This is a genomic window from Arthrobacter sp. Hb9-2 (assembly GCF_059091165.1).
This window is the reverse complement of sequence record NZ_JBNHGJ010000045.1, coordinates 1-23,190: the sequence shown is the minus strand read 5'-3', so window position 1 is coordinate 23,190 and position 23,190 is coordinate 1. Positions and strand designations below refer to the sequence as shown.

At 65.7% G+C, this 23,190-nt stretch carries 21 protein-coding genes and 1 pseudogene; 12 read left to right on the top strand and 10 right to left on the bottom strand.

The window, feature by feature from the left end; translation table 11 throughout:
* Positions 1-96: 96 nt before the first annotated feature.
* Positions 97-423, top strand: a complete 327-nt coding sequence (locus tag AC5RV1_RS19265; protein WP_493995661.1) for an acylphosphatase — start codon at positions 97-99, stop codon at positions 421-423.
* Positions 424-477: 54 nt separating this feature from the next.
* On the opposite strand, the gene AC5RV1_RS19260 is transcribed toward AC5RV1_RS19265, so the two are convergent.
* From AC5RV1_RS19260 to AC5RV1_RS19250, 3 genes are all read right to left on the bottom strand, one after another.
* On the bottom strand, positions 478-4,092 hold the full coding sequence (locus AC5RV1_RS19260) for a TM0106 family RecB-like putative nuclease (RefSeq protein WP_493995660.1): 3,615 nt from the start codon (positions 4,090-4,092) through the stop codon (positions 478-480).
* A gap of 100 nt (positions 4,093-4,192) precedes the next feature.
* A complete protein-coding gene (locus tag AC5RV1_RS19255; protein ID WP_493947675.1) occupies positions 4,193-5,392 on the bottom strand; it encodes a TerC family protein in 1,200 nt (399 codons plus the stop codon).
* Between the two features lie 52 nt (positions 5,393-5,444).
* Positions 5,445-7,160 (bottom strand): RecQ family ATP-dependent DNA helicase, encoded by a 1,716-nt coding sequence (locus AC5RV1_RS19250; protein WP_493995659.1) that lies wholly within the window; start codon positions 7,158-7,160, stop codon positions 5,445-5,447.
* A gap of 255 nt (positions 7,161-7,415) precedes the next feature.
* Between AC5RV1_RS19250 and AC5RV1_RS19245 the strand changes: the two genes are divergently transcribed.
* Positions 7,416-9,743, top strand: coding sequence for an FdhF/YdeP family oxidoreductase (locus AC5RV1_RS19245; protein ID WP_493995658.1), 2,328 nt, complete (start codon positions 7,416-7,418; stop codon positions 9,741-9,743).
* Between the two features lie 36 nt (positions 9,744-9,779).
* Here the strand turns inward: AC5RV1_RS19245 and AC5RV1_RS19240 are convergent, their stop codons facing one another.
* Entirely contained in the window at positions 9,780-10,109 is a 330-nt protein-coding gene (locus AC5RV1_RS19240; RefSeq protein WP_493995657.1) for a DUF6457 domain-containing protein, read from the bottom strand.
* Positions 10,110-10,429: 320 nt separating this feature from the next.
* Between AC5RV1_RS19240 and fdhA the strand changes: the two genes are divergently transcribed.
* The 5 genes from fdhA (at position 10,430) to AC5RV1_RS19215 (ending at position 14,829) form a co-directional block, all read left to right on the top strand.
* Positions 10,430-11,647 carry a formaldehyde dehydrogenase, glutathione-independent gene (fdhA, locus tag AC5RV1_RS19235; protein WP_493995656.1) on the top strand — a complete coding sequence of 406 codons (1,218 nt, stop codon included), beginning with the start codon at positions 10,430-10,432 and terminating at the stop codon, positions 11,645-11,647.
* A gap of 112 nt (positions 11,648-11,759) precedes the next feature.
* Positions 11,760-12,110 carry a GNAT family N-acetyltransferase gene (locus AC5RV1_RS19230; RefSeq protein WP_493995655.1) on the top strand — a complete coding sequence of 117 codons (351 nt, stop codon included), beginning with the start codon at positions 11,760-11,762 and terminating at the stop codon, positions 12,108-12,110.
* 115 nt (positions 12,111-12,225) lie between these two features.
* Positions 12,226-13,149 carry a serine hydrolase gene (locus tag AC5RV1_RS19225; RefSeq protein WP_493995654.1) on the top strand — a complete coding sequence of 308 codons (924 nt, stop codon included), beginning with the start codon at positions 12,226-12,228 and terminating at the stop codon, positions 13,147-13,149.
* 46 nt (positions 13,150-13,195) lie between these two features.
* On the top strand, positions 13,196-14,557 hold the full coding sequence (locus tag AC5RV1_RS19220) for an MFS transporter (RefSeq protein WP_493995653.1): 1,362 nt from the start codon (positions 13,196-13,198) through the stop codon (positions 14,555-14,557).
* Positions 14,558-14,613: 56 nt separating this feature from the next.
* Positions 14,614-14,829 (top strand): hypothetical protein, encoded by a 216-nt coding sequence (locus tag AC5RV1_RS19215; RefSeq protein WP_163165516.1) that lies wholly within the window; start codon positions 14,614-14,616, stop codon positions 14,827-14,829.
* Positions 14,830-14,946: 117 nt separating this feature from the next.
* Here the strand turns inward: AC5RV1_RS19215 and AC5RV1_RS19210 are convergent, their stop codons facing one another.
* Positions 14,947-15,699, bottom strand: a complete 753-nt coding sequence (locus tag AC5RV1_RS19210) for an ArsR/SmtB family transcription factor (RefSeq protein WP_493995652.1) — start codon at positions 15,697-15,699, stop codon at positions 14,947-14,949.
* A gap of 164 nt (positions 15,700-15,863) precedes the next feature.
* Complete coding sequence (locus AC5RV1_RS19205) at positions 15,864-16,127, bottom strand: hypothetical protein (RefSeq protein WP_493995651.1); 264 nt, start codon at positions 16,125-16,127, stop codon at positions 15,864-15,866.
* A gap of 79 nt (positions 16,128-16,206) precedes the next feature.
* On the opposite strand from AC5RV1_RS19205, the gene AC5RV1_RS19200 reads away from it, so the two are divergent.
* The gene (locus AC5RV1_RS19200) at positions 16,207-17,208 is read left to right on the top strand and encodes a phosphotransferase (protein ID WP_493995650.1); all 1,002 of its coding nucleotides are present in this window, start codon (positions 16,207-16,209) and stop codon (positions 17,206-17,208) included.
* A gap of 95 nt (positions 17,209-17,303) precedes the next feature.
* The gene (locus AC5RV1_RS19195) at positions 17,304-18,236 is read left to right on the top strand and encodes a 2-hydroxyacid dehydrogenase (RefSeq protein ID WP_493995649.1); all 933 of its coding nucleotides are present in this window, start codon (positions 17,304-17,306) and stop codon (positions 18,234-18,236) included.
* A gap of 278 nt (positions 18,237-18,514) precedes the next feature.
* On the opposite strand, the gene AC5RV1_RS19190 is transcribed toward AC5RV1_RS19195, so the two are convergent.
* Complete coding sequence (locus AC5RV1_RS19190) at positions 18,515-19,774, bottom strand: MFS transporter (protein WP_493947661.1); 1,260 nt, start codon at positions 19,772-19,774, stop codon at positions 18,515-18,517.
* Positions 19,771-20,232, bottom strand: coding sequence for a MarR family winged helix-turn-helix transcriptional regulator (locus AC5RV1_RS19185; protein WP_493995648.1), 462 nt, complete (start codon positions 20,230-20,232; stop codon positions 19,771-19,773). The genes AC5RV1_RS19190 and AC5RV1_RS19185 overlap by 4 nt, the downstream gene beginning before the upstream one ends.
* 177 nt (positions 20,233-20,409) lie before the next feature.
* On the opposite strand from AC5RV1_RS19185, the gene AC5RV1_RS19180 reads away from it, so the two are divergent.
* The gene (locus tag AC5RV1_RS19180) at positions 20,410-20,931 is read left to right on the top strand and encodes a GNAT family N-acetyltransferase (RefSeq protein ID WP_493995647.1); all 522 of its coding nucleotides are present in this window, start codon (positions 20,410-20,412) and stop codon (positions 20,929-20,931) included.
* Here AC5RV1_RS19180 and AC5RV1_RS19175 read toward each other — a convergent pair.
* Together AC5RV1_RS19175 and AC5RV1_RS19170 are read right to left on the bottom strand one after the other, a co-directional pair.
* Entirely contained in the window at positions 20,928-21,161 is a 234-nt protein-coding gene (locus AC5RV1_RS19175) for a helix-turn-helix domain-containing protein (RefSeq protein ID WP_430227888.1), read from the bottom strand. The two genes, AC5RV1_RS19180 and AC5RV1_RS19175, sit on opposite strands and share 4 nt — an antisense overlap.
* Positions 21,161-21,730, bottom strand: a complete 570-nt coding sequence (locus tag AC5RV1_RS19170) for a hypothetical protein (RefSeq protein ID WP_493995646.1) — start codon at positions 21,728-21,730, stop codon at positions 21,161-21,163. Before AC5RV1_RS19170 ends, AC5RV1_RS19175 begins: the two co-directional genes overlap by 1 nt.
* Positions 21,731-22,080: 350 nt before the next feature.
* Here AC5RV1_RS19170 and AC5RV1_RS19165 point away from each other — a divergent pair, with 350 nt between their 5' ends.
* Positions 22,081-22,941 (top strand): alpha/beta hydrolase, encoded by an 861-nt coding sequence (locus AC5RV1_RS19165; protein WP_493995645.1) that lies wholly within the window; start codon positions 22,081-22,083, stop codon positions 22,939-22,941.
* An 11-nt stretch (positions 22,942-22,952) separates the two neighbouring features.
* Positions 22,953-23,190: pseudogene (locus AC5RV1_RS19160) on the top strand (HNH endonuclease signature motif containing protein); the annotation flags it as partial.

Sequence of the window (23,190 nt, the reverse complement as noted above, 5' to 3'; positions counted from 1 at the left end):
CTTGACGCCGTGAAAACCCGTTTTCGGAGCGTTAACTGCGACCTGGTTGGGACGGCGGCCGCCGGGCAGTTGGTTGGTTAGCAGAGGGGAGCCCAGATGACTGACAGGCAATCTTCGTCGTCCGATGCGTCCGATCCGTCGGATGCCTCGGAGGCCGTGCGGCTGACTGCCCGCGTTTTCGGCGTCGTCCAGGGGGTTGGCTTCCGCTTCTGGACCATGGGCAAGGCGGAGGAGCTTGGCCTCACCGGTGAGGTGAAGAACCTCGACGACGGTTCGGTCGCCCTGGTGGCCGAGGGGCCCCAATGGAAAATCCACGAGCTCCGCGCGTGGCTGAACTCCGATGCCACGCCCGGCCGGGTGGAACGCGTGGAAGACTCGATCTCACAGGCTGAAGGCAGCTTCCGCAGTTTCCGGGCCCGCTGAGCGGCAAACGTGTAGGCCTGCCACTCCCTCGCGGGATTGCCTTTCCCTGTTGCCTCACTCCCGCGGGCTGAGGCCGATGAAGGCACCGAGCTCCTCCAAAGCGGCGGGCCGGTGCGGCATGTAGCTGGTCAGTTCGGGGGAGCGGATGATGACCGCCCGCCACTGCCCGCGCGATACTGCAACGTTGATCCGGTTCCTGTTCAGCAGGAACTCCGCCCCGCGGGGTGCCTCGCTGACGGCCGAACACGCCATCGAAACCAGCACCACCGGTGCCTCCTGGCCCTGGAACTTGTCTACTGTTCCGACCCGAACGCCGGTCAGGCCTTCCTCTTCGAGGGATTTCCGGATCAGGTGGACCTGCGCGTTGTACGCGGCCACCACCAAGAGGTCTTCCTGTCCAAGGGGACGTGACTCTGCATCCGTGCCGGGAGTCCACTTCAGCCCAAGATGCCGCCGCGCCTGGCGCACAACCTCGGCGGCTTCCTCCTTCGACGCGGTGGTGTTGCCAGTGTGGTTGACGAAGGCAGTCTCAACCCCTGCAGGCAATTCCTCAAGCTGGCGTTGGGAAGCCGCAGGGGCGGACTGGAGTTTCCCGTCGTAGCTCAGTTGGGAGACTGCACGGCACAAATCCGGGTGCATCCGCCAGCTGTCGGCCAGGAAATAGCCAAGGTTGGCAGGCAGGGTGGCGTGCCCTGCGGCGAGCCAGCCCAACGCTGATTCGTCCACCGGCTCCGGGTGCGCGCCCTGCGAGACCTGCGGCAGCTGCTGCGGATCACCGAGCAGGAGAAGCCGTTTGGCCGCGCGGGAGACAGCCAGGGTGTTGGCGAGCGAGAACTGCCCCGCCTCGTCAATGACCAGTAGATCCAGGGAACCGGCCGGAACTTCCTTGCCCGTCATGGTCCATGCGGTGCCGCCTACGAGGCAGCCGCCGGGAGAAGCCAACAGCCTGGCGACATCACCGTCGGCGGAGGACTTCCATGGAACGTCGTGCGGCGACGAAAGCTTCTTGGCCACCACAGCCGGATCGACGCCGCCGGTTTTGATGGCGCAGCAGAGCAGGTTTTCGACCACGTTATGCGACTGGCCTACAACCCCGATCTTCCAGCCTTCACTAATCAGCCGGCCGATGACGTGGGCGCCGACGTACGTCTTTCCCGTCCCGGGCGGTCCCTGGACGGCGAGGTAGGAACGGTCGAGGTCGCGGACGGAATCGGTGATTGCGGCGGCGTAGTCCGCGGAACCGTCCGGCCGGTGCGGGACGTCCACGGGCTGCTGGAGGGCGCGGAAACGCGGGGGCTGTTTACGCAGGATGTCCAGTCCCGGGTGGGCAGGCAGGTGCGGCACGGAAGAGCCGACGCTGCCGGCGATTTCCGCGATGGCAGCTTCGATGCTGGCGGTGGCCAGGGGCTGGTCCTCCGTGAGGGCAACGGGAAGGTGCGGGTAGGCGGCAACCTTTCCGGACTCACGCTCGGCGATGGTGATGATTGTGTGCTCCGGGTTGTCCGGCGCCGGCCCAACCTCGCTGATCCTGGTCCCGAACGTGAACGAACGGGTGCCGGGAGCGGCGTCGGGATGGGCCATGCCGTCCGGCGACGGTGCATCGTAGAGCCGGCACCAGCTGGAGTCCGCTCGAAAGTCCGATCCCTCCGTCATGGTGCCGTGGAGCCGCAGTATCCGGGTACGCATCCGTTCCCGGGGCTTGGCAAGGGCCCAGTCAGACGTCACTTCCGCCGAAGACACCACAAACACGTTCCGCTGGTCCGACCAGTTCTCGATGGGCGCTTCCACCCTGTCGAAGTGCTGCCACCAGAACTGCTTGCGTTCGCGGCGGTGATAGCCAGTAGCGGCAGCCACCATGGCGATGGCACGTTCGTCGTCCGTCCAGGGGCGGTTGTCCGGCAGCCCGGCGAGATATTCGCGCAGCCTGGACTCCTCGGCAGTTTCTTCCGGGGCCGCCGGGCGTTCCGCCGGTGCGGACCCGGTGCGTTGTCCCGCTTCTGCCTCCGGGGCGGCCCCCGCAGCCGGCTGCCCGGCAATCTCCAGGAGCCAGTCCCGCAGCCGGAGGGTGGAAAGGCAGTCGTACTGGTTGTAGTCGGAAATCGACGTTAGGACCTTCTCAGCCTCTGCGGCGTTCCCCGCATCCCGGGCTGCACAGTAGGCCGCGTAGGCGACTACTGATGCGCCGGCATCCTTGACGTCCCCGGAGCGCAAATTGCCGCCCATATACAGTGGTTCGAGCTTTTTGATGGAGTACGACGCTTCGGAAATGCGCAAGGACTGCCGGACCGTGGCGTAAAGGTCGACTAGCAGGCCCTCCCGGAGCCAGGCGTCCACAGTGTCCTCGCCGGCCTGGTGGGCAAGGGAGAGGTTTCGCAGCGCTGTCTTTTCGTAGGCGGCGTAGTGGTAGACGTGCATGTCCGGGTAGCGTGCCCGCCGCTCCTCCACGTATTCCAAGAAGTCCAGGAAGGCGCGCCGCTCCTCGGAGCGGGAGTGGGCCCAGAACGGGCGGAAAACAGGATTGCCGGGACTGCCCGGAATCGGAGCCTCAATCACGCCGAACAGGTACTCAATGCCCCAGGCTCCGGTGGCAGGGTCCTGCCAGAGCGGGTCACCCTCGAAGTCAAAAAAGATATCGCCAGAGCTGGGAGCCGGAAGGGAACCGATGGTGTTCTCCGGCAGCACCGTGAACGAGACCGTATGCGGCTGGCCGTCCTTCATGAAGGTCCGCGATCCGGCCGGAGCATCCAGGCCCAGCTGCATCCGGGCCTGGGCCCGCAGCCGGACCACAGAATTATTGGCTTCCTCGACGGGCAGTGCCGCCAACTGGTCGATGGTGCGGATGCCTACAGCATTCAGCTTCCTGCGCTGCACCACGGACATGCCGGCCACCATCAACAGGTCCCGGTGTACCTGCACCTGCTCCGCGCAGTAGTCACACCTGCCGCAGTGGACGAGCCCGGGCTGCTGCCACTGCACGGCGGTACTGGCCGACCGGTGCTGGCCTGTCAACTCGCGGAACCGGCGGCGCCGCTCCCGGAAAACAGGCAGCAAATCCGGAAGCGGGTGGCTGCTGCGGAGCCAGTCATCACCCACGCGGGTGCCGAGCACCAGGGTAACTGTCGGGGAGGGCTCGAGTCCCATCCCAAAAAGCTGGTCCCCGTACGCAGCCAGCTGCAGCAGTGCGCCCACTTTCGCGTGCCGGGCCAGCTTCGTGTCCCAGACTTCGTAGCGCCCCGGGCTGCCGGTGCCGGCGGCTTCGTTGACGAGGAAGTCCGCGTACCCGAGGAATTCGCCGTCGAAGAAGGTGGCCTGGAAAACGACGTCGGCCCCGGAACGAAGGGCGAGCTCAGTTTCGGCGTGCTTTGCCTGCAGGTCCCCGCGCAGGTTCTGCCCTCGCTCCAGGGAGTAAACACCCGCAGCCCGGCTGGCATCCCATTCTCCGTACTTGGCGATCAGGCTGGCCAGGACGGTTTGCTCATGCTTGTCACCAAGCTCACCGGCACGGACCTGCATCTCGTCAGCCTGAAAGTCGGCTTTAGGCGCGCGGCCCAGCTTTTCGTCCAGGATCCGGAGCGTGCGGTACTCACATTCGCTGGCCGCCACCAGGTCGCTGGCGGAGAACACCAGGTCCGGCGGCGCGCCGGCCTTTGCAGCTTCGAGCAAAAACACGGGGCCTCCCCATCGACAGCCGGGCTGTGATCATCAGCCTAAGGAAGGTTCCCCGGGCTATGACTCCAACCTAGCAAGAGGCCCTGACAATACGGCCGGGTCACCCCTTCGCGTCCGCGCGCACCTGGGCTTTGTCGTGCTCGATGTGAGCCTTCCGCAGCAGGTCCATGAACTCGGTCTCGTTGCGGATGAGCTTCTTGTACTTCTCGGGCAGCTTGCGGATCTGGTCCTCCTCGCGGCACATCTTTGCGAAGATCTTGTCCCGCTCCACCATGTCCGTCTCGTAGTTGAGGTCCAGGTACTCGTTGGCGTGGCGCTTGGCGCCGGACACAGCGTTCTTGGCCTTGCCCTTGGGGCTGAAGATGGATGCCAGGACGGTGACCAGCAGGACGCCGAGGATCACGCTCAGGGAGACCTGGGTGCTGACTTCCACCACGTTGACGTGTTGGCCGTCGTTGATGAACGGAAGCGTGTTCTCGTGGAGGGCGTGCAGGATGAGCTTTACGCCGATGAAGCCAAGGATTGCTGCAAGGCCGTAGGAGAGGAAGATCAGACGGTCCAGCAGGCCGTCGATCAGGAAGAACAGCTGCCGCAGGCCCATCAGGGAGAAAGCGGTGGCCGTGAAGACGATGAACACGTTCTGGGTCAGGCCGAAGATCGCCGGAATGGAATCAAGGGCAAAAAGAATGTCCGTGCCACCGATGGCCACCATTACCAGCAGCATTGGCGTGAGGACGCGCTTGCCGTTCTCCATGGTGAACAGTTTGTCGCCGTCGTAGTGTTCCGACGCCGGAAGGAACTTCTTGGCGAGCCGGACCACCAGGCCTTCGGACTCGTCGTCGTGGGCGTTAGGACGGAGCAGGTTGCCGGCGGTGACGAGCAGGATGAGCCCGAAGATGTAGAACACCCATGCGAAGCTGTTGATCAGCGCGGCACCCAAAAAGATGAACGCGGTGCGGGCGATCAGCGAGAAGACGATGCCGAACAGCAGTACCTTCTGCTGGTCCGCACGCGGCACCTTGAAGCTGGCCATGATGATGAGGAACACAAACAGGTTGTCAATGGACAGTGCCTTCTCCGTCACGTATCCGGCGAAGTACTCCGTGCCCATGGTGGGCCCGCCGAAAACCAGCACTCCCAGTCCGAACAGCAGCGCGATACCCACATAGATGGCGGACCAGGTGGCGGATTCCTTGAGCGACGGCGTGTGGGCCTTCCGCACATGGAAAAAGAAGTCGAAGGCCAGCAGGCCAACAATTCCTGTAATTGTCAGGGTCCAGACATAAGAAGGTACTTCCACGCGGCGGGCCTTTCGTCGGGGTGTCCTTCCAGCGTACCTAAGCCGGCAGCACCTAAGCAGGCTTCAGGAGTTCGTGCTCCACGACGGCGGTACGGGACAGGGTCTTGTATCCCTCCTGCTCGAACAGGACGGTGATGACGTCGTCCTCGTGCCGCATCACCAACCCCGGACCCCACTCCTTGTGGACCACCGACGATTGGAGCGGGAACGGGTCCCCGGCACTTGAGGCCGCCTGTTCCGGGGACCCCGGGCCGCCGTCGTCGTGCCTCCCTGTTCCCCAGGCAGGAGCATCACCGGGAGCATCCGCGCGGCTGGCAGCATCCGCGCAGGCGTCGCAGTTGCCGCACGGTTCCGGCAGGTCCTCGCCGAAGTAGCCCAGCAGGAACTGCCGCCGGCAGCTGTCCGTCTCCGCGTAAGCGCGCATCATGGTGAGCCGCGACTGGTCCACGCGCTGCCGGGCCTCGGCAAGCTCGACGGCGCGGTCCACCAGGGCGGGCAGTTTGGCTTTGGAGGTGAGGCGGATGCCGCGCTTGCCAGTGGTGACCGCGCCAGTCTCCTCCAGCTGGTTGACCAGCCCGGTGATGCGCCGTGCGGGGAAGCCGGTGAGCTCCGCCAGGGAGGCCTTCGGCGCGGGTCCGCCCGCGGCCTTGAGGACCTGCAACACCGCCAGCAGCGAGTCCGGATCAGGGGAGTGGGTGCCGAAGAACTTCCGCAGGCCAAGGTCCTCGGCACGGTAGTGCAGCACTGCGAAAGCGGGGTCGCCGTCACGGCCCGCCCTGCCGATCTCCTGGTAGTACGCGTCCAGAGCCTCCGGGATGTCCGCGTGGACCACGAACCGGACGTTGGGCTTATCGATTCCCATGCCGAAGGCGGTGGTCGCCACCACAACGTCCAGCTGGTCGTCCAGGAACTGCTCATGGATGCGCTCGCGGTCTCCTGCGGACCGGCCGGCGTGGTACGCCTCCGCACGCAGCCCTTCCTTGTCGAGCTTCGCGGCATACTTTTCCGTGTCCTTGCGGGTGGCGGCGTACAGCAGCCCCTGCCCGTCATCCCGGGCCAGCGCCGCAACCTGCTCCAGCACCGCCTTGCGCTTGCTCCTGTCCTCCTGGTGGCGTACCACATCGAGGGAGATATTTGGCCGGTCGAAGCCGTGGACCAGGACCAGCGGGTCCGTCATACCCAGCCGCTCCGCGATCTCGTCCCGCACAGGCGGCGAGGCAGTGGCGGTCAGGGCAGCCACGGGCGGGTTGCCCAGCCGTTCACGGACGTTGCCGAGGTTGAGGTAGTCCGGCCGGAAGTCGTGGCCCCAGGAGGAGACGCAGTGTGCTTCGTCCACCACGAACACGGAGATGTCCAGTTTGGCGATGCGGTCCACCGTTTCCTGCTTGGCCAGCTGCTCGGGCGCGAGGAACAGGAAAGTAGCCTCGCCCGCCTCAGCCGCCTGCCAGGCGGCCTCCACCTCGCCGTCGCTGCGGGCGGAATTGACGGCGACGGCCGCCCCTTCGCCCAGCTCGTCGGCCAGCCCGTCCAGCTGGTCCTCCTGCAGGGCGATGAGCGGGGAAACCACGACGGCGGGTCGCCCCGTTGCGTTGTGAAGGTGCCGGGCGGCCACTTGGTAGATTGCGGATTTGCCGTAGCCGGTGGGCATCACGGCCAGGACATCGCGGCCTTCAACGAGGGCGCGGATTCCGTCCAGCTGGCCATCGCGCAGGTGGGGCAGGGAAAAGGAGGACGCCGCAAGGGCGCTGAGGGCAAGATCGTCGGACATTTGGGAGCGGCTCCGCACAGTGGGTCCTGCGGCCGCTTGCTTCAGCCGAGACATCAAGCCTAGCGCGGGCCGGGACCGGCGCCGTCCTGGACCAACTGCCATGTGGACAACGGGCACTCTGGTTCTTTCCCATTGTCCACATACGGGGTGCCCCATCCTTGACTTCCCAGCCACCCTGAACAACTGTGGAAGGAACTGGTCCGGCGGCGTGTGCCCTGGCTTGTGGGGACCAGGAACAGCCGAGGAGTGTGCAGCGTGACGCGGAAGAACCCGAAGGTCGAAGAGGCGGACGAGTCCGAACTGGAGGTGACCGGCCACCCCAAAACCTGGGCCGCCGGTGTGCCAGGGGTCTATCACTCGATGCAGCCGGCGCTCAAGCACATGGGAGTGGAGCGCTCGCGGAAGACCCTGCTGGCGCTGAACCAGAAGGACGGGTTCGACTGCATGAGCTGCGCGTGGCCGGATCCGGGCCACCGCAAGACGTTTGAATTCTGCGAGAACGGGGCCAAAGCGGTGACCTGGGAGGCCACCCCCGTGGTCATCGGCCGGGAATTCTGGGACGAGCACCCCGTCAGCGAGCTGCGGCACAGGTCCGAGTACTGGCTGGGCATGCAGGGCCGCCTGACCGAACCCGTGTACAAGAAGGCGGGCGAGGACCATTACAAGCCCGTCAGCTGGGATGAGGCATTCAGCATCATCGCTGACAAGCTGAAGTCCCTCCCGGACCCCAACCAGGCCGCGTTCTACACCAGCGGCAGGACGTCCAACGAGGCTGCCTTCCTCTACCAGCTGTTCATCCGCGCCTACGGCACCAACAACCTGCCGGACTGCTCCAACATGTGCCATGAGTCCTCCGGGTGGGGCATGGGGCAGACCATCGGCGTGGGCAAGGCCACGGTCTCCTATGACGACTTCGCCAAGGCGGACCTGATCATCATCATGGGCCAGAACCCGGGCACCAACCATCCGCGGATGCTCACCGCCCTGGAGGAAGCCAAGGAGGCCGGAGCCCGCATTGTCGCCGTGAATCCGCTGCCGGAGGCCGGCCTGATGCGGTACAAGAACCCGCAGAAGGTGAAGGGCATCATCGGGCACGGCACGGACCTGGCGGACCAGTTCCTGCAGGTGCGGATTGGCGGCGATATGGCGCTGCTGCAGGCCGTCTCGAAGCGTGTCCTTGAGGCCGAGGCCGCGAACCCCGGGACCGTGCTGGACCATGAGTTCCTGGCGGAGCACTGCGACGGGCTGGAGGAACTCAAGGCCCACCTCTCCCGGCTGGACGAGTCCGCCGTCCTGGAGGCTACCGGGCTGCGCATCGAGGAGATCGACGAGCTTGCGGCCCGCTACCTCGCCGCGGACAAGGTGATCATCACCTGGGCCATGGGCATCACGCAGCAGAAGAAGGGCGTAGCCACCATCAAGGAGATGATCAACCTCCTGCTGCTCCGGGGCAACATCGGCAAGCCAGGTGCCGGCGCCTCGCCCATCCGCGGGCACAGCAACGTCCAGGGCGACAGGACCATGGGCATTTGGGAACAGATGCCGCCGGCCTTCCTGGACGCGCTGGGGCGGGAGTTCGATTTTGAACCGCCGCGTGACCACGGGCTGGACGCCGTCCAGACGGTCCGGGCAATGCGCGACGGCGGCATCAAGGCTTTTATCGCCCTCGGCGGCAATTTCGTGGGAGCAATTTCGGACACGCATGCAGCTGAAGCAGCGATGGAGAAAACGGAGCTGTCGGTCCAGATCTCCACCAAGCTCAACCACTCACATGGCGTGACCGGGGCCGAGGCGCTGATACTGCCCACCCTGGGCCGGACCGAGATCGACAGGCAGGAATCCGGACCGCAGTTCGTTTCGGTGGAGGACACCGTCTGTGCGGTGCACGCCTCACATGGCACCGTCGAGCCGGTGGCGCCGGGGTTGCTGTCCGAGATAGCCATCGTCTGCCGGCTTGCCGCGGCCACGCTGGGGGACCGGACGTCGGCAGACTGGGCAGGATTCGAAAAGGACTACGACCTGATCCGGGATCACATCTCCCACGTGGTGAACGGGTGCGAGGACTACAACCGTAAGATCCGGCAGGATGGTGGGTTCGTCCTGCCCAACGGCCCCCGCGACTCCCGCACGTTCAACACACCAACTGGAAAGGCCATCCTCACTGTCAACGAACTGGAGCATGTGGAACGCCCCGCGGGGACCCTCATCCTGCAGACCATGCGCTCGCACGACCAGTTCAACACCACCATTTACGGGCACAACGACAGGTACCGCGGCATCAAGAAGGGCCGCGAAGTGGTGTTCGTGAACCCCGCGGACCTCACCGAGCTGGGCCTTGAGGACGGGCAGCACGTGGACATCCACGGGGTGTATTCGGACGGTGTGGACCGGGTGCTGCGGAATTACCGGGTGGTGTCCTACCCGTCGGCGCGCGGCTGCGCGGCCGCCTACTACCCGGAGGCGAATGTTCTGGTCCCGCTGGAGAGCGTGGCCGAGGGCAGCCAGACGCCGGCCTCCAAGGCCGTAATCGTCCGGCTGGAACCCGTTCCGGTACTTGAAGAGGAGCCGACGGCGGCGGGATAGCTGGTGCGCTGTGTCTAGCTACTGCGCGGTGTCTAGCTACTGCGCGGTGTCGGCCCAGCCCTTGCTGGCGGGGCCGCCCTCGTGCCCGTCGTCGCAGAGCCTGAAAGCAACGCTGGCAGCCCTGGCCACCGCCGCGCTGGAGGCCTCCCTTGTCCCCGCGCTGCCGGTACCGGCCTCCAGCCCGGCCGCATAGCCCACCAGGAAGGTGGTGACCGGGGCGGCTGGGTGGATTATCGAGTCCGCTGACCTGCGGGCCAGGTCAAGGAGCAACTCGTTGTCCACGTCCAAATCCAGAATCTGCAACGCCTGGGCAAGCCGGTTGCTCCACTGGTCGAGCACCCGTGCTTCTTCTTCACTGACTGCCATGGTTCGCTCCTGTCGTGAGTATCGGGCCAACTGCTGGGTGGCTGCTTTCCGGTGCCGACACTACAAGGCTTCGCAACGGAAGTCATGGGGTCCCTAAAACCCCCTATCCCAAACAGGGTAGATCTCCCTCCCCGCTGGCTCTGGAACTGCCATCCTGCCCCGCCTAGACTGGCCGAACCTCAGGCCAGGGGCGTCAGCACCGATCACTTGGCTCCACAGAAGGCGCCACATTGATCAGGCCGGGCCCTGCCTGCAGGGGTACTACACCTACCCAAAACTACGGCTGCCCCACCGGGCCGGCCTGACTTCAGGAGAAACAGATGACAGGGAACAGAGCCGTTGCCTACAAAGCGCCAGGCAAGGTTGAACTTATTGACATCGACTATCCCAGCTTTGAACTGAAAGACGGTCCGGGCGTGAATCCGGCGAACGTGGGGCGGGCCGTCAACCATGGCGTGATCCTCAAGACCGTGGCCACAAACATCTGCGGCTCCGACCAGCACATGGTGCGCGGACGCACCACCGCACCGCCCAATCTGGTGCTGGGCCACGAGATCACCGGCGAGGTGGTGGAAGTGGGCCGCGACGTCGAATTCATAAAAGTCGGAGACCTCTGTTCGGTGCCGTTCAATATTGCCTGCGGCCGCTGCCGGAACTGCAAGGAACGCAAGACCGGCATCTGCCTGAACGTGAACCCTGACCGCCCGGGCAGCGCCTACGGATACGTGGACATGGGCGGCTGGGTGGGCGGCCAGGCCAACTATGTGTTGGTGCCGTACGCCGACTGGAACCTGCTGAAGTTCCCGGACAAGGACCGGGCGATGGAGAAAATCCTGGACCTCGCCATGCTTTCGGATATTTTCCCCACCGGGTATCACGGCGCGGTCAGCGCCGGGGTGGGTGTTGGTTCCACCGTCTACGTGGCAGGAGCGGGCCCGGTTGGCCTCGCAGCGGCGACCAGCGCGCAGTTGCTGGGCGCCGCCGTCGTAATTGTTGGTGACCTCAACGAGGACCGGCTGGCGCAGGCCCGAAGCTTCGGTTGCGAAACGGCGGACCTCACCAAGGGTGGCCCGGCGGAGCAGATCGAACAGATCCTTGGCGTACCGGAAGTGGACTGCGGCGTGGACGCCGTCGGCTTCGAGGCCAGGGGACACGGCCATGGAAAAGACGCAGAGGAGGCGCCGGCCACGGTGCTGAACTCGCTGATGGACATCACCGCGGCGGGCGGTGCCCTGGGCATCCCAGGCCTCTACGTCACCGGTGACCCGGGCGGGATTGACGAGGCCGCCAAGAAGGGCGCGCTGAGCCTCAGCCTGGGCACCGGCTGGGCCAAGTCGTTGAGCTTCACCACGGGCCAATGCCCGGTGATGAAGTACAACCGGCAACTGATGATGGCCATCCTGCACGACAGGGTGAGCATCGCCAAGAACGTCAACGCCAAGCCCATCACCCTGGAAGAGGCACCCAAGGGCTACGCGGAATTCGACGCCGGCGCAGCCACGAAGTATGTCCTCAACCCGAACGGATACCTGAGCTAAGGCGTGACGGCGGGCGGTGGTCCAGCCGGGAAAATCGATGCGGAAATAAGGGCTGCCCTGCCCGGGTTAGGCTTTGCAGGGGCAGCAACGTAACCGCATTGAAGGAGTTCCCTTGAGCCAGATCACCGTCCGCCACAACCCCGACCGCCAGCGTTTCGAAATCCTCGACGCCGGCAACGTGATCGGCAAGGCAGCCTACAAGGATTACGACGGCGGCGCCTCACCACAGCGGATTTTCTACCACACCGTGATCAACGAGGAATACGGCGGCCAGGGCCTCGCAGGCAAGCTCGCCACCGCGGCCCTGGACGAAACGGTAAGCGCCGGGCGGGGCATCGTTCCCGTGTGCCCGTACATCAAGAAGTTCCTGACAAAGCACCCGGAGTACGACGGCAATACGGTCCGCACCGCTCCAGCCCACCTCGAGTTCCTGGACACAGCGCTCTCGGCACGCACCCGCTGACGGACACGGACACTCAGGCAGCTCCCATACTCGTGTGATTTAATCAGCAGCCTTAGCATTGGTGTGCGCTGGGCGCCCGATGTGATTTTTTGATCATCCGAGTTGCAGGAGTTCTATGTCGGCGGACCCAGCGCTGCGCCCGGCGGGGCGTCACTTCAGCGCGTCCCGGAAAGGGCAAAGAGTTCTGCTGCTGGCGCTGCTGTTCTCAGCCGTTGCGTTGGTCATTGGGGCCAGCCTTGTTTTCGCAGCCGTCCGGTCCGGGCCGTTGGCGGGCGCAGCCGGTCCAGTCCCCGCCGCTGTCCCGGAAGCCCCCGTGGCTGTCGCGCCGGATTCCCTCGAGGACCGCATCAATGCCGTCCTGGAGGAGAACGATGAATACAGGATCGGGCTGGCTTTGGCGGACGTGTCCGGCGATGCGGCGCTGACCTTCGGGGACCAGGAAGCCTTTACGGCCGCCAGCACCGCGAAGATCATCACGGCGGCGGCGTACTACCACCTGGTTGAAAACGGCGAGGCCGCGTTGGATGAGCCTTTAGGGGACTACGACGCGGCGTTCCAACTCGAAGCCATGGTGAACGAAAGCAACAACGATTCGTGGCTGCTGCTGATGGACGCGGTGGGCTACCCTCAGCTGACTGAATACGCCGCCTCCATCGGCGTCGCCTACGATCCAGAGGAGAATCTGCTGACTCCTGCGGAAATGGCCCTGGTCCTCAAGCGGCTCTACGCCGGGGACCTGCTGAACGCGAAGAACACCGCCCAGTTGCTCGGCTACATGCAGGACACCAATAACGAGGAACTGATCCCAGCCGGGTCCCAGGCCGGCGTCGAGGTCTTTCATAAGTACGGGGAATTTGGCGGCGAACTTCACGACGCGGCAGTCCTGACGTACCGGGGCTCCTCGTTTGTGCTGGTGGTCTATACCGAGAATCCCGCGGCCAGTAAAGAGCCGGGGCAGGCTGACGTCATCCGCGAGCTCACCGGCCTCGTTGAAGAATCGTTGTTCCCACCCGTGCAGGCCGGCGGCCAGGCACGCTAGTTCATCAAAGTCGCACATGCCGGTTCGGGTGCACCAGACTGTTTCCGTGAGCAACAAACCCCGGACTGCCCTGGCCGTCGCCGGCCTCAGCCTGGGCACGGCACTGAACCCCCTCAACTCCTCGATGATCGCCGTTGCCCTGGTGGTGCTCCGCGCAGACTTCGGGCTCGACGTCGCCGCCGTCACCTGGGTGGTCACCTCGTTCTACCTCGCCTCGGCGGCCGGGCAGCCGGTAATGGGCAGGCTGGCCGACAGGTTCGGACCGCGCCGGATGTTTATGCTGGGCATGGCACTGGTTGCCGTCACCTGCGCGCTGGCTCCGCTCGCACCGAACTTCGCCCTGCTCTGCGTGGCGCGGGCCGTGATGGCGCTGGGCACGGCCACCGCTTATCCCAGCGCGGTGGTGATGGTGGGAGCCGTCGCGCACCGGGCCAAGGTGGATTCCGCGCGCCCGCTGGGCCGGCTCCAGATGGCCAACACTTCGGCGGCGGCAGTGGGCCCGGTAGTGGGCGGCCTCCTGGTCAGCTTCGTGGGTTGGGAAGCGCTGTTCCTGATCAACGTGCCGCTGGCGCTGGCCGCGTTGCTGATCGTCAGGCAGGCGGCGCCGCACGATGAGACGCGGGAACGTGGCAGCATCGCCGAGCTTGTCAGGGACTCGGACATCCCGGGAATCCTGGGTTTCGTGTCCGCCCTGCTCCTGGTGATGATGGCTGCGTTGAACGTGGCGCCCGGCTACCGCTGGTGGATGCTGGCCGCCGGAACTGCGATCGGTGCGTTGTTCGCCTGGCGCGAGCTGCGGTTCAACCGTCCCTTCCTGGACCTGCGGCTGCTGGGGCGCAACCGGCCGCTGATGCTGATCTACCTGGGCTTCGCAGTGTTCAGCAGCGTCTACTACTTTGCGTTCTTCGGCCTGCCCCAGCTGCTGCAGGAAGCGGGCGGCTACGATCCCGGCGTCGTTGGCCTGCTGATGCTGCCGCTGGCCACGATGTCGGTGGTCGCCACCCCGTGGGCAGTCAGGGCGATGGGCAGGTTCGGCGTGCGGCGGGTGCTGATTGCCGGCGTCGTGCTCCTGACTGCGGCGGCCGCGCTTATGTGGCTGCTGACCGGAACGCTCGTGATCCCGCTGGTGGTGGTGCTGACTGCCCTGATGGGCGTCCCCTACGGAACGGTGAGTATTGCCACGAACCAAGGCATGTTTGTCTCCACCCGGCCGCAGGAACGTGGCGTCGCGGCAGGGATCTACCAAACCTGCCGGTACGTCGGTGCCATCACCGCCACTGTGATGATCGGCGTTTTCGCGGCCGGCGGCGTGGACCAGGGAAGCTGGGCACGCATGGTGCTCGCCATGCTGGTCCTGTGCCTGGTGACGTTCGCAGTGTTCCTGCTGTGGCGGCAGCGCACGGAGTAGGGCCGGGGCGTCGAGGGCCCGGGACGGGCTGCCGGCGTGGGGTCTATCGTGGAGTTATGGACAATCCAAAGGTGCAGCTGTACCTGGATATCACGGCGAAAGGCCTGTGCATTCTCGGCGCCGCGCTGATGATCTTCGGCCGGGGCGGATGGTTCTACGTGGGTGTTGCCACCGTGGTCCTGGGTGTGCTGTTCATCGGGGGTTCGCTGGTGGCCACACGCAACCTGCGGCGCAGGGGATGGGACGGCACCAACCGGCCGCCGGCCGGATAGCGCGCCCACCCCCCGATAGCGTGCCCCCGGCTGGGGGGCTGCGCCCGCAGAGCAGCAGTTTCCATTCCTCCTCGGCGCCTCCCGCCGGCGTCGGTTCCTCAGCTGTGCAGCACCGGTTCAGGTGTACATCAGCGAGCCGGGCGTGGTGAGTTTCTCGCCTGTTTCCAGCCAGGTCTTCAGGCCGGACAGAATCATTGGCCAGCCGCCGTAGAGCTGTTCGTTGGCGCCCTCGCGGAGGTCGCTGTGGGTTACGGTGAGGCGGCAGGAATCGCCCACCGGCTCGATGTCCCAGGTGACCTTCGAGGTCCCCTCGGCCTTGACGTCCTCGCCCCAGAGGGCGCGCATGGTCTGCACGAGCCGGCGCGGCGGGTCCACCTCAAGGTTTTCGCCTTCCCCCAAGGGCGCGCCTGCTTTGACATTGTTCATGGTGAAGCTGCTGCCTGGGGTCCAGTCCGTTTCGATGGTGTTCCCGAACTGGTACTTGCTGCGGATGTCGCTGTCCGTGATGGCTTCCCAGAGCCGCTCCGGCGTGGTCTTGATGTAGATTTCGAAGATTTTTTCCATGGGACTTTCCAATCTGGATTTGAGGTCGCTGAGGCCAGCGGCCCATGGTTCTGCATATTTGCTCACCCAGCGGTCGTGGACGAGCCGGATCGGGACCGGGTTCAGGAAGTGCAGCTTTTCGCGCCCCCGGCGCCGGGTCACCACCAGCCCGGCTTCCTCCAGGATCTTGAGGTGCTTGGCGATCCCGAACCGGGTCATGTCGAAGCGTCCTTCGAGGGCGCCCAGGGTCTGGCCGTCCTCGCGGAAGAGCTCGTCGAGCAGCTCCCGCCGGGTGGGGTCGGAGAGTGCCTTGAACACGTCGTCCATAGGAATTATTTTATGTGACCATATGGTCACCTATCAAGGCTTTTCAGTTTCTGGACGCCACCGTCTGGTCCCGGTCCTGGAAGACATCCTCGCCGGGACCGGTGAAGGCCCGTGAGCGCTGGACTGCTTCGATTGAACCGGTAAAAAGCTGCAACACCTGCGGCTCAGCCGGAGGCCGCGAGCCGTGGCGGGCGGAGGTTCCCAATCCGCGCAGTGGCTGCGGACGGTGGGAGGAGGCACCGCCGTAGGACGCTGCACACTGCCAACCGCAACGGCTGCCGCGCCGCCCGCGAGGTGGCCTGGAGCTCCGGACGCTTGCGGCTGAGGCGCAGGACGAGCTTGCGCAGCAGCAAGGACAGGACCTGGCCTGCGGCCACTGCCAGCGTGACGGCAATGAGGAGCATGGCGGGATTCAGTAGGTCTCGCATTTATTAACCTGTATCAAGTTCATGGGGAGGGGTCGAAAGTCACTCGGTCCTGGGCGTGGTGCGTGTCAGGATGGTTCTCATGCTGCCGTTGAGTCAGATCGCCGCGTTGCGAACCACCGTTGACGACGAGTGGCGGTCGCCGGTGGCAGACGCGGTTGGCCGGCCTTGGCGTATTCCCGCCGGTGGCCTGCGGTACTGGCGTTCCTCGGCGGCGCACGTGTTCGTTGTCCCGCCTGGCGGGGACGCCCGTGGAGTGCTCTACGCGCGCTTCGCCCTGGCCGGGTCCGCGGCGGGAGCGCGCCTGCAGCGCGGAGCGCAGCTGCATGCCCGGCTCAACCACGCCGGGGCACCCGTGGCGGAACTGGCAAGGTCACGCGGGGGCCGGGCGGTGGAGCTTGTCCAGACGCCTCTCGGTGAGATGGCAGCCTGCGTGGTGCGAAGGGTGGACGGCGAAGAGCTGGACGTGGATGAGCTCGACGCCGGCGCTGCCGCCGCCTGGGGTGCAGCGCTTGCGGAGTTCCACCAGGCCGCTGGGCGGGTGGAGCCCGTGGGCCGCCAAGAGCAAGCGAACGTGTTTGACCGCCTGGTTTCACATTCTGACCAGGACCTCGCCGACGCTGCCCACGCCCTGAACAGGCTGCATGAAAGCCTGGAGCCGGGGCCGCTCGTCATGGGGCACGGGGACTTTGAGCTCGACAACCTGAGATGGTCGGAAGGTAAAGCAACCTGCTTCGACCTCGACGAATCCGGGTTGACGCCCGCCGCCGCCGATGTCGCCTCCGCGATTCGGGACCTGATCGGCAAAGTTCCGGGCAGTCCGGAGCACCCTGAACTCCTCGAAGCGTTCCTGACGGGCTACGGGCAAAAATCCGGCCTGGCGGTGGGTATGGGGGACCTACTGCTTCACCGCGCAGCCCTTGCAGCACAGCACATCCTCGAGGCGCCCGCAGTCCTGGACCTGGACGCCACTGTCCTCGACTCCGCCGGCAACGGCTGGCTCAAGGAGCTGAACGGCTCCCTGACCGGCTACTACGGTGATCAGCGGGACATCGTCCTGGCAACAGCGCGGGTGCTGGCCTAAAGCGCATTGGCGGGAGGAGTCATCTAACTGCTCTTCCGCCGGACAGCCCACTAGGATCACCTTATGAATTCCTCACACAAGCTCGTGGCGGCGGCATGAGCCGGCGGCTGCGGGTGTGCCTGCCCGACCAAAAGCTGCTGGATGCGCTGGAGCCGATCGACGGCGTCGACTTCGTTCTCTGGGATCTGACCGGCCCTGCTCCGGAAGGCCGCTTGGACCTGTTGGTACCGGCCTATATGGGCAAGCCGGCGGCGCTGGCGGCCCTGGAGGGCGTGGACGTTGGGCTGGTGCAGAGCCAGTCGATCGGGTACGACGGCGTCGCGGACGTGCTGCCCAACGGTTGCGTTTTCGCTAACGCGGCCGGGGTCCACGAGACTTCGACGGCCGAACTGGCGCTGGGAATGATGATCGCCAGCCAGCGCGGCATGGACGACTTCGTGCGGAACCAGGCCAGCGGGACATGGGACAACAGCCAGCGGCCCAGCCTCGCGGACCGGCGCGTGCTGCTGGTGGGCTACGGGGGAGTGGGCAAGGCCATTGAGGCGCGGCTCCTGCCGTTCGAAACGCACGTGACCCGGATGGCCAGCCGCGAACGCGAGGACCCTGCCGGGAAGATTTTCGGGATCGACGCGCTGTATGAACAGCTGCCGCTGCACGAGATTGTGGTGGTGAGCGTCCCCCTGAGCAAGCAGACGCAGCAGCTGGTGGACGCGAAATTCCTGGCTGCGATGCCCGATGGGGCCCTGCTGGTAAACGTGGCCCGCGGCCCGGTGGCGGACACCGAACCCTTGCTGGCGGAGACGTCATCCGGCCGTTTGCGCGCCGCTTTGGACGTCACGGATCCCGAGCCGCTGCCGGCCGGCCATCCGCTGTGGACTACCCCCGGCGTGCTGGTTACCCCGCACGTTGGCGGGGCCAGCTCGGCGATGTTTCCGCGGATGGTCCGGCTGGTCAGGCAGCAGATCGGGCTGCTGCTCGATGGCGAGGAGCCGGTGAACGTGGTGCTGGGCGGTTCGTCCCGAAGCTAGTTAGGCGGATAGCCGCATCGAACGGTGCGGCGGCCTGTGCGGGCACGGCCCCGGCTCCTAAGCTGGGCCTACGTCCACTTTTGAGGTCCGCTGCAGCGCGGTCATTCCTGCCCCCGCCAAGGTGTTCGCCCTCTGTATGAACATGGACAAGCTGGTGGGATCGGACTTCGAACGCGGGCTGAAATCGCTCACGGAGGCTGTGGCCGCCAGAAAGAGCTGACGACGGCGCTGCCCCTTGTGCGTGGGTGCCACCGTGAACGCGTCACAATGGTTCGTGCTTACACCGCGGGCTCGCGCCGCCTGCGGAAAACGGTCCGTAGGTTGTCGCGGAACGTTAGCTGATTCCGCCTGCTGACCACGATCACGGCAACCAGGGCGGTCACTAAAACGACCGCACCCCCGGCAGCTACGGACCAGCGCGCGCCGAACTCAGAGCCGATCCAGCCCATCAGCGGCGCCCCCACTGCGGTTCCGCCCTGCAGGACCGCCAGGTAGAGGGCCAGCACGCGCCCCCGGAACTGTGGCTCCACGGAGAGCTGGATGCTGGTGTTGCAGCTGTTCAGGAAGGTGATGGACGCCAGGCCGACGGGTATCAGCACCGCGGCGTACAGCCAGAACGACGGCGACACGCTGCCAAGGAGCGTGAAGAACCCGAGCCCGAGCGCACCGCCCAGCAGGTACCGCAGCCGCGGCCCGGCCCGCCGTGCCGCGAGCAGCGCGCCGGCCAGTGTTCCCACCGCCATGATGGAACCGAGGAGCCCGAATTCGCTGGGGCCCACACCGAACTCGGTGGTGGTCATCAGCGCATTGATGATGGGAAAGTTCATGCCAAAGGCGCCGAGGATGCCCACCAGGACCATAATCAGCACGAGGTCCGGCCTCTGGCGGACATAGCGGACGCCTTCGGCCACCTGGTGCTTCCCGCGGCCTGCCTGGGCGGCAGGGGCCAGCTCCGAGGCGCGGATCAGGAACAGCGAGATGATGACGGCGGCGTAGCTGGCAGCGTTGAGCAGGAAGACGGGCCCGGTGCCTACCCAGGCGATGAGCACGCCGGCGACGGCGGGGCCGGTGAGCCGGGCGGTGTTGAAGGACGCGGAGTTCAGCGCCACCGCGTTGGAGATGTTGTCCTGCCCCACGAGCTCCGAGACGAAGGACTGGCGGGCGGGGGCGTCGATGGCGCTGGCGATGCCCAGGCAAAGGGCGGCCAGATAGGCGTGCCACAGTTGGGCGGTGCCGGTCACCACCAGCAGTCCAAGCGCCAGTCCGGTGAGGCCCATGGCCACCTGCGTCCACAGCAGGATCACCCGCTTGCGGTAGCGGTCCGCCAGCACCCCGCCGTACGGGCCAAGCAGCAGCATGGGAAGGAACTGCAGGGCGGTCGTAATGCCGACGGCGGCGCCTGAGTGGTTGGTGAGGACGGTCAGGACCAGCCAGTCCTGGGCCACCCGCTGCATCCAGGTGCCGACGTTGGACACCAGCGCACCGCCGGCCCAGATCCGGTAGTTGCGGTTTTCCAAAGCCCGGAACATCGCACTCATTTGCCGCTCATCTCCTGCATGATGTGCGCGGCGCGGCTCAGCACCAGCCGGTCCTCTTCGCTCAACCCCGCCACCCGCCGGGCCAGCCAGGCCGTCCGCTGGTTCCTGGCCTCTGCCAAAACGGCCCGGCCCGCGTCGGTGATGTCCACGTGGACCTGCCGCCCGTCGTCGGGATTGGCGGCCCTGGAAACAAAACCCTGGTCTGCCAGGGCATTGACGATCCGGGTCATGGACGGAGCCTGCACATGCTCCCGCTCGGCGAGGGCGCGGAGGGTCTGCGCCCCGTTGCCGTTGAGCTGGGCCAGGACGGTGTACTGGCCCGGGGTGATGACATCACCGGTTGCCTCGACGCGGAGCCGGCGGGATGTGCGCATCACGGCCGTGCGGAGGTCTATGGCCAGGCTGTCGGGGCTGACCGACTCTGGCGTTTCAGTGTTCTCGGTTTTGGTGGTGGTCACGCTTGCGTTGCGCCTCCTGAAGATGCTTAGCAATGCTAATTAGTCCTGCTAATAAAGTATGCTGCGGTCCCCACAGAAGGGCAAGGCTGAGGAGGTTGATATGTATCACCCGGGCGGCACGAAGGGCGCTTTCCCTCCGGGACGGTGAGGTTGCCTGCCGCTTGGTTAGGCTGAAGCATGGACTATCAGCTGCGCCAGGCCACCCCGGAAGATGCCGAGGCGGTGGTGCTGATGCACACGCTGTCCCATGAGGAGTGCTACCCCCACCTGCTGTCCCCGCAGTTTTTCGCCGCCCGCCGCGATGCGATTCCGGAACGGGTGGAACGCCGCCGGAAGCACCTGGACGGCCCTGACCCGCGGATCATCGCCGTGGATTCCAACAATGAAGTGGTGGGATTTGCCGATGCCGGTCCAGGCCGCGACGAGGATGGTCCCGTTCCGCTGGAGCTGTACTCGATCTACATCCTCGGCCGTGCCCAGGGCGTGGGGTTGGGAGCAGCGTTGCTGAGTGCCGCGATCGGGGAGTCTCCCGCGTACCTTTGGGTGCTGGAAGCCAACCCTAGGGCTCAGGCTTTCTACCGCCGGCACGGCTTCCGGCCTGACGGCAAGCGGGGCCTGCTGCCGCCCGAGTGGGAAAGCGTGCCCGAGCTGCGGATGGTCCGGCCTGCACTGCAAACGGAGCAGCCGTCCGGCAATTAGCGGGACGCAGCCGGGTCCGTCACCAACAGGTCTCCCACGTCGCATTCCAACTCCCGGCAGACGGCTGCAAGTGTGGAGAACCTGATGGCTTTGGCCCTGTCATTCTTCAAGACCGACAGATTAACAAGGCTCACGCCAACGCGTCTGCTTAGTTCGGTCAGGGTGATGCCGCGCTGTTCCAGCAGTTCGTCGAGGCGGCAATGGATGCCTGTTGTGTCCTCGGCCGGCATCAGACCAAGCCCTCGGTGTCCTTCTGCAGGCGACCGCCGAACTGGACGACTCCGGCCACCAGGATGAGCACAAAACCAGCCACTGCCGGTGCAATGTTGAAGTGGCCCACGAAGCTGATGCCCGCTTCCGCGGTCCGTGCATTGACCCCAATAGCTTCCGCAAGGCGATTGCGGGCGATTTGGTCTAGAACCTGCCCAACGCTGCCGGCCACGGCCAGGACTGCGCCGCAGGTTCCAATGATCCATTCCGAGCCTGCGGTGAACAGGTTTTCGCCCTTGAATCGGAAGGCGAGCAGGAACAGGAGTAACAGCACGGCCAGTATGCCGATGTGATTGAGGGCTCCGGCCCATGCCAGCAGAACAGCCTCGCCTGCGGGGAGTGCGGGGATGGCGGCCTCGACGGCGGTGAAGTGCGCTTCCGATCCAAGGCGCAGGCCTTCAGGGGCCGCTTGTGTGGCGGACAGCGGCAGGGTCAGCGTCACGGGACGGGTAATGAAGCCGATGACGCCGGCAATGGTTACCGCGGTCGTCGCAACAGCCGCTGCGGAAGAGGCAATCATCAGCGCCATCGCATCCGTCCTGGATACGACCCTACGACCATCCTGTGCCCGGCGCGCGGCGCCCTTAACCAGCTTCATGTTCCCCCAACTAGTTATCGATTACCAATAATAAGGACAGTCGATAACCTACTGGTCAGGCCAAGGGACGTCAAGAACACGGACTACAGATCGATGCGACCCACCGCCCCCTGCGGGACGGCTTGCCGGTTGCCTGCGCGGCGGGAACCGAAGACGCTACTTGCCTGCCTGCGGGAACCGAACGGGCGGCCTGGGATTCCAGCCAAAGGAAAATCCGGGACACAGCCCGGTTGCCGGTGCCATCCTGAAGCTGTTGCAACATTCCACTGAAGGGGCCGGGTATGGATGCTACCGCTGCTGTTCTCCATGACGGCACCGTCATTCCTGTTTCCGTTCACGGCGACGGTCCTGCACTGCTGCTGCCGGTCCGGCTCGCGCCGCATCCGCCGGCCGAGGCCGAGACCATCCGTAAGTGGGGCGGCGATCCTGAACTGGGCCCAGCTTTGATGCAAGGACTGTCCCGATCGAATCGGCTCATCGTGGCGGACTATGAGGGCCACCGGTTTGCCCAGCCCGCGGCGGAGACCCTTACTCCTGAGAACCTCGCCGCGGACTTTTTGGCCATTGCCGATGCGGGCGGCGCCGGCGCCTTTGGCTACTACGGCTACTCCTGGCTGGCCCTTGCCGGCCTCCAGCTGGCCCTGCGCACTGACCGCCTCCGGGCGCTCGCGATGGGTGGCTTTCCGCCCCGGGACGGGCCGTACCGGAGCATGCTGGCGGTCACCCGCGCGGCCCACGCCGCCTCCACGCAGCCACCTGACCCGTCCGCCGTCGCGGTCGACGACGCCGAGCCGGGGGACTGGGACTCCGTGTCCGTGCAAACCACCGAGGCGCAGACACAGCAGTTCGTCACCCTGTACGAGGCGCTTCAGGATTTCGACGACGGCGCCGCCGCAGTGCCGCCCGGCCTGTTCCGGCTTGCCTTCGCCGGGTCCGAGGACCAGATCGACTACAGCCCGCAGTGGGGCGGTGTCCGCGTGAGCATCGGGGAGCCGCTGACCAGGCACCGCGACGCGCTCACCGCCGCCGGCTGGGACGTGCAGGTCCTTCCCGGGCTGGACCACCTTGGCGCCATGCACAGTTCCGTAGTGCTCCCCATCCTGACCGGTTGGCTCAGGAAAATCGGCTGGACCCGGGACTAGGATCAGGCGTTATGGAGGCTGATCCGTTAGCCGGCCTTGCCGATGGTTGCCTGGACATCCTTGCCGGCGGCGCCGGGGTCCAGACCCGGGTGTCGGGACTATTGGCCAAGGCCACAGCCACGTACGCCGACACTGCGCGGGCTGCTGCTGCGCCGGACGCGCCCGTTCAGGGACAGGAAATGGCGATCGCGGCGGAAATCGGGTGCGTCCTGGCCCTCAGTGACCGGGCCGCCGGCGCGCTGCTGGCCG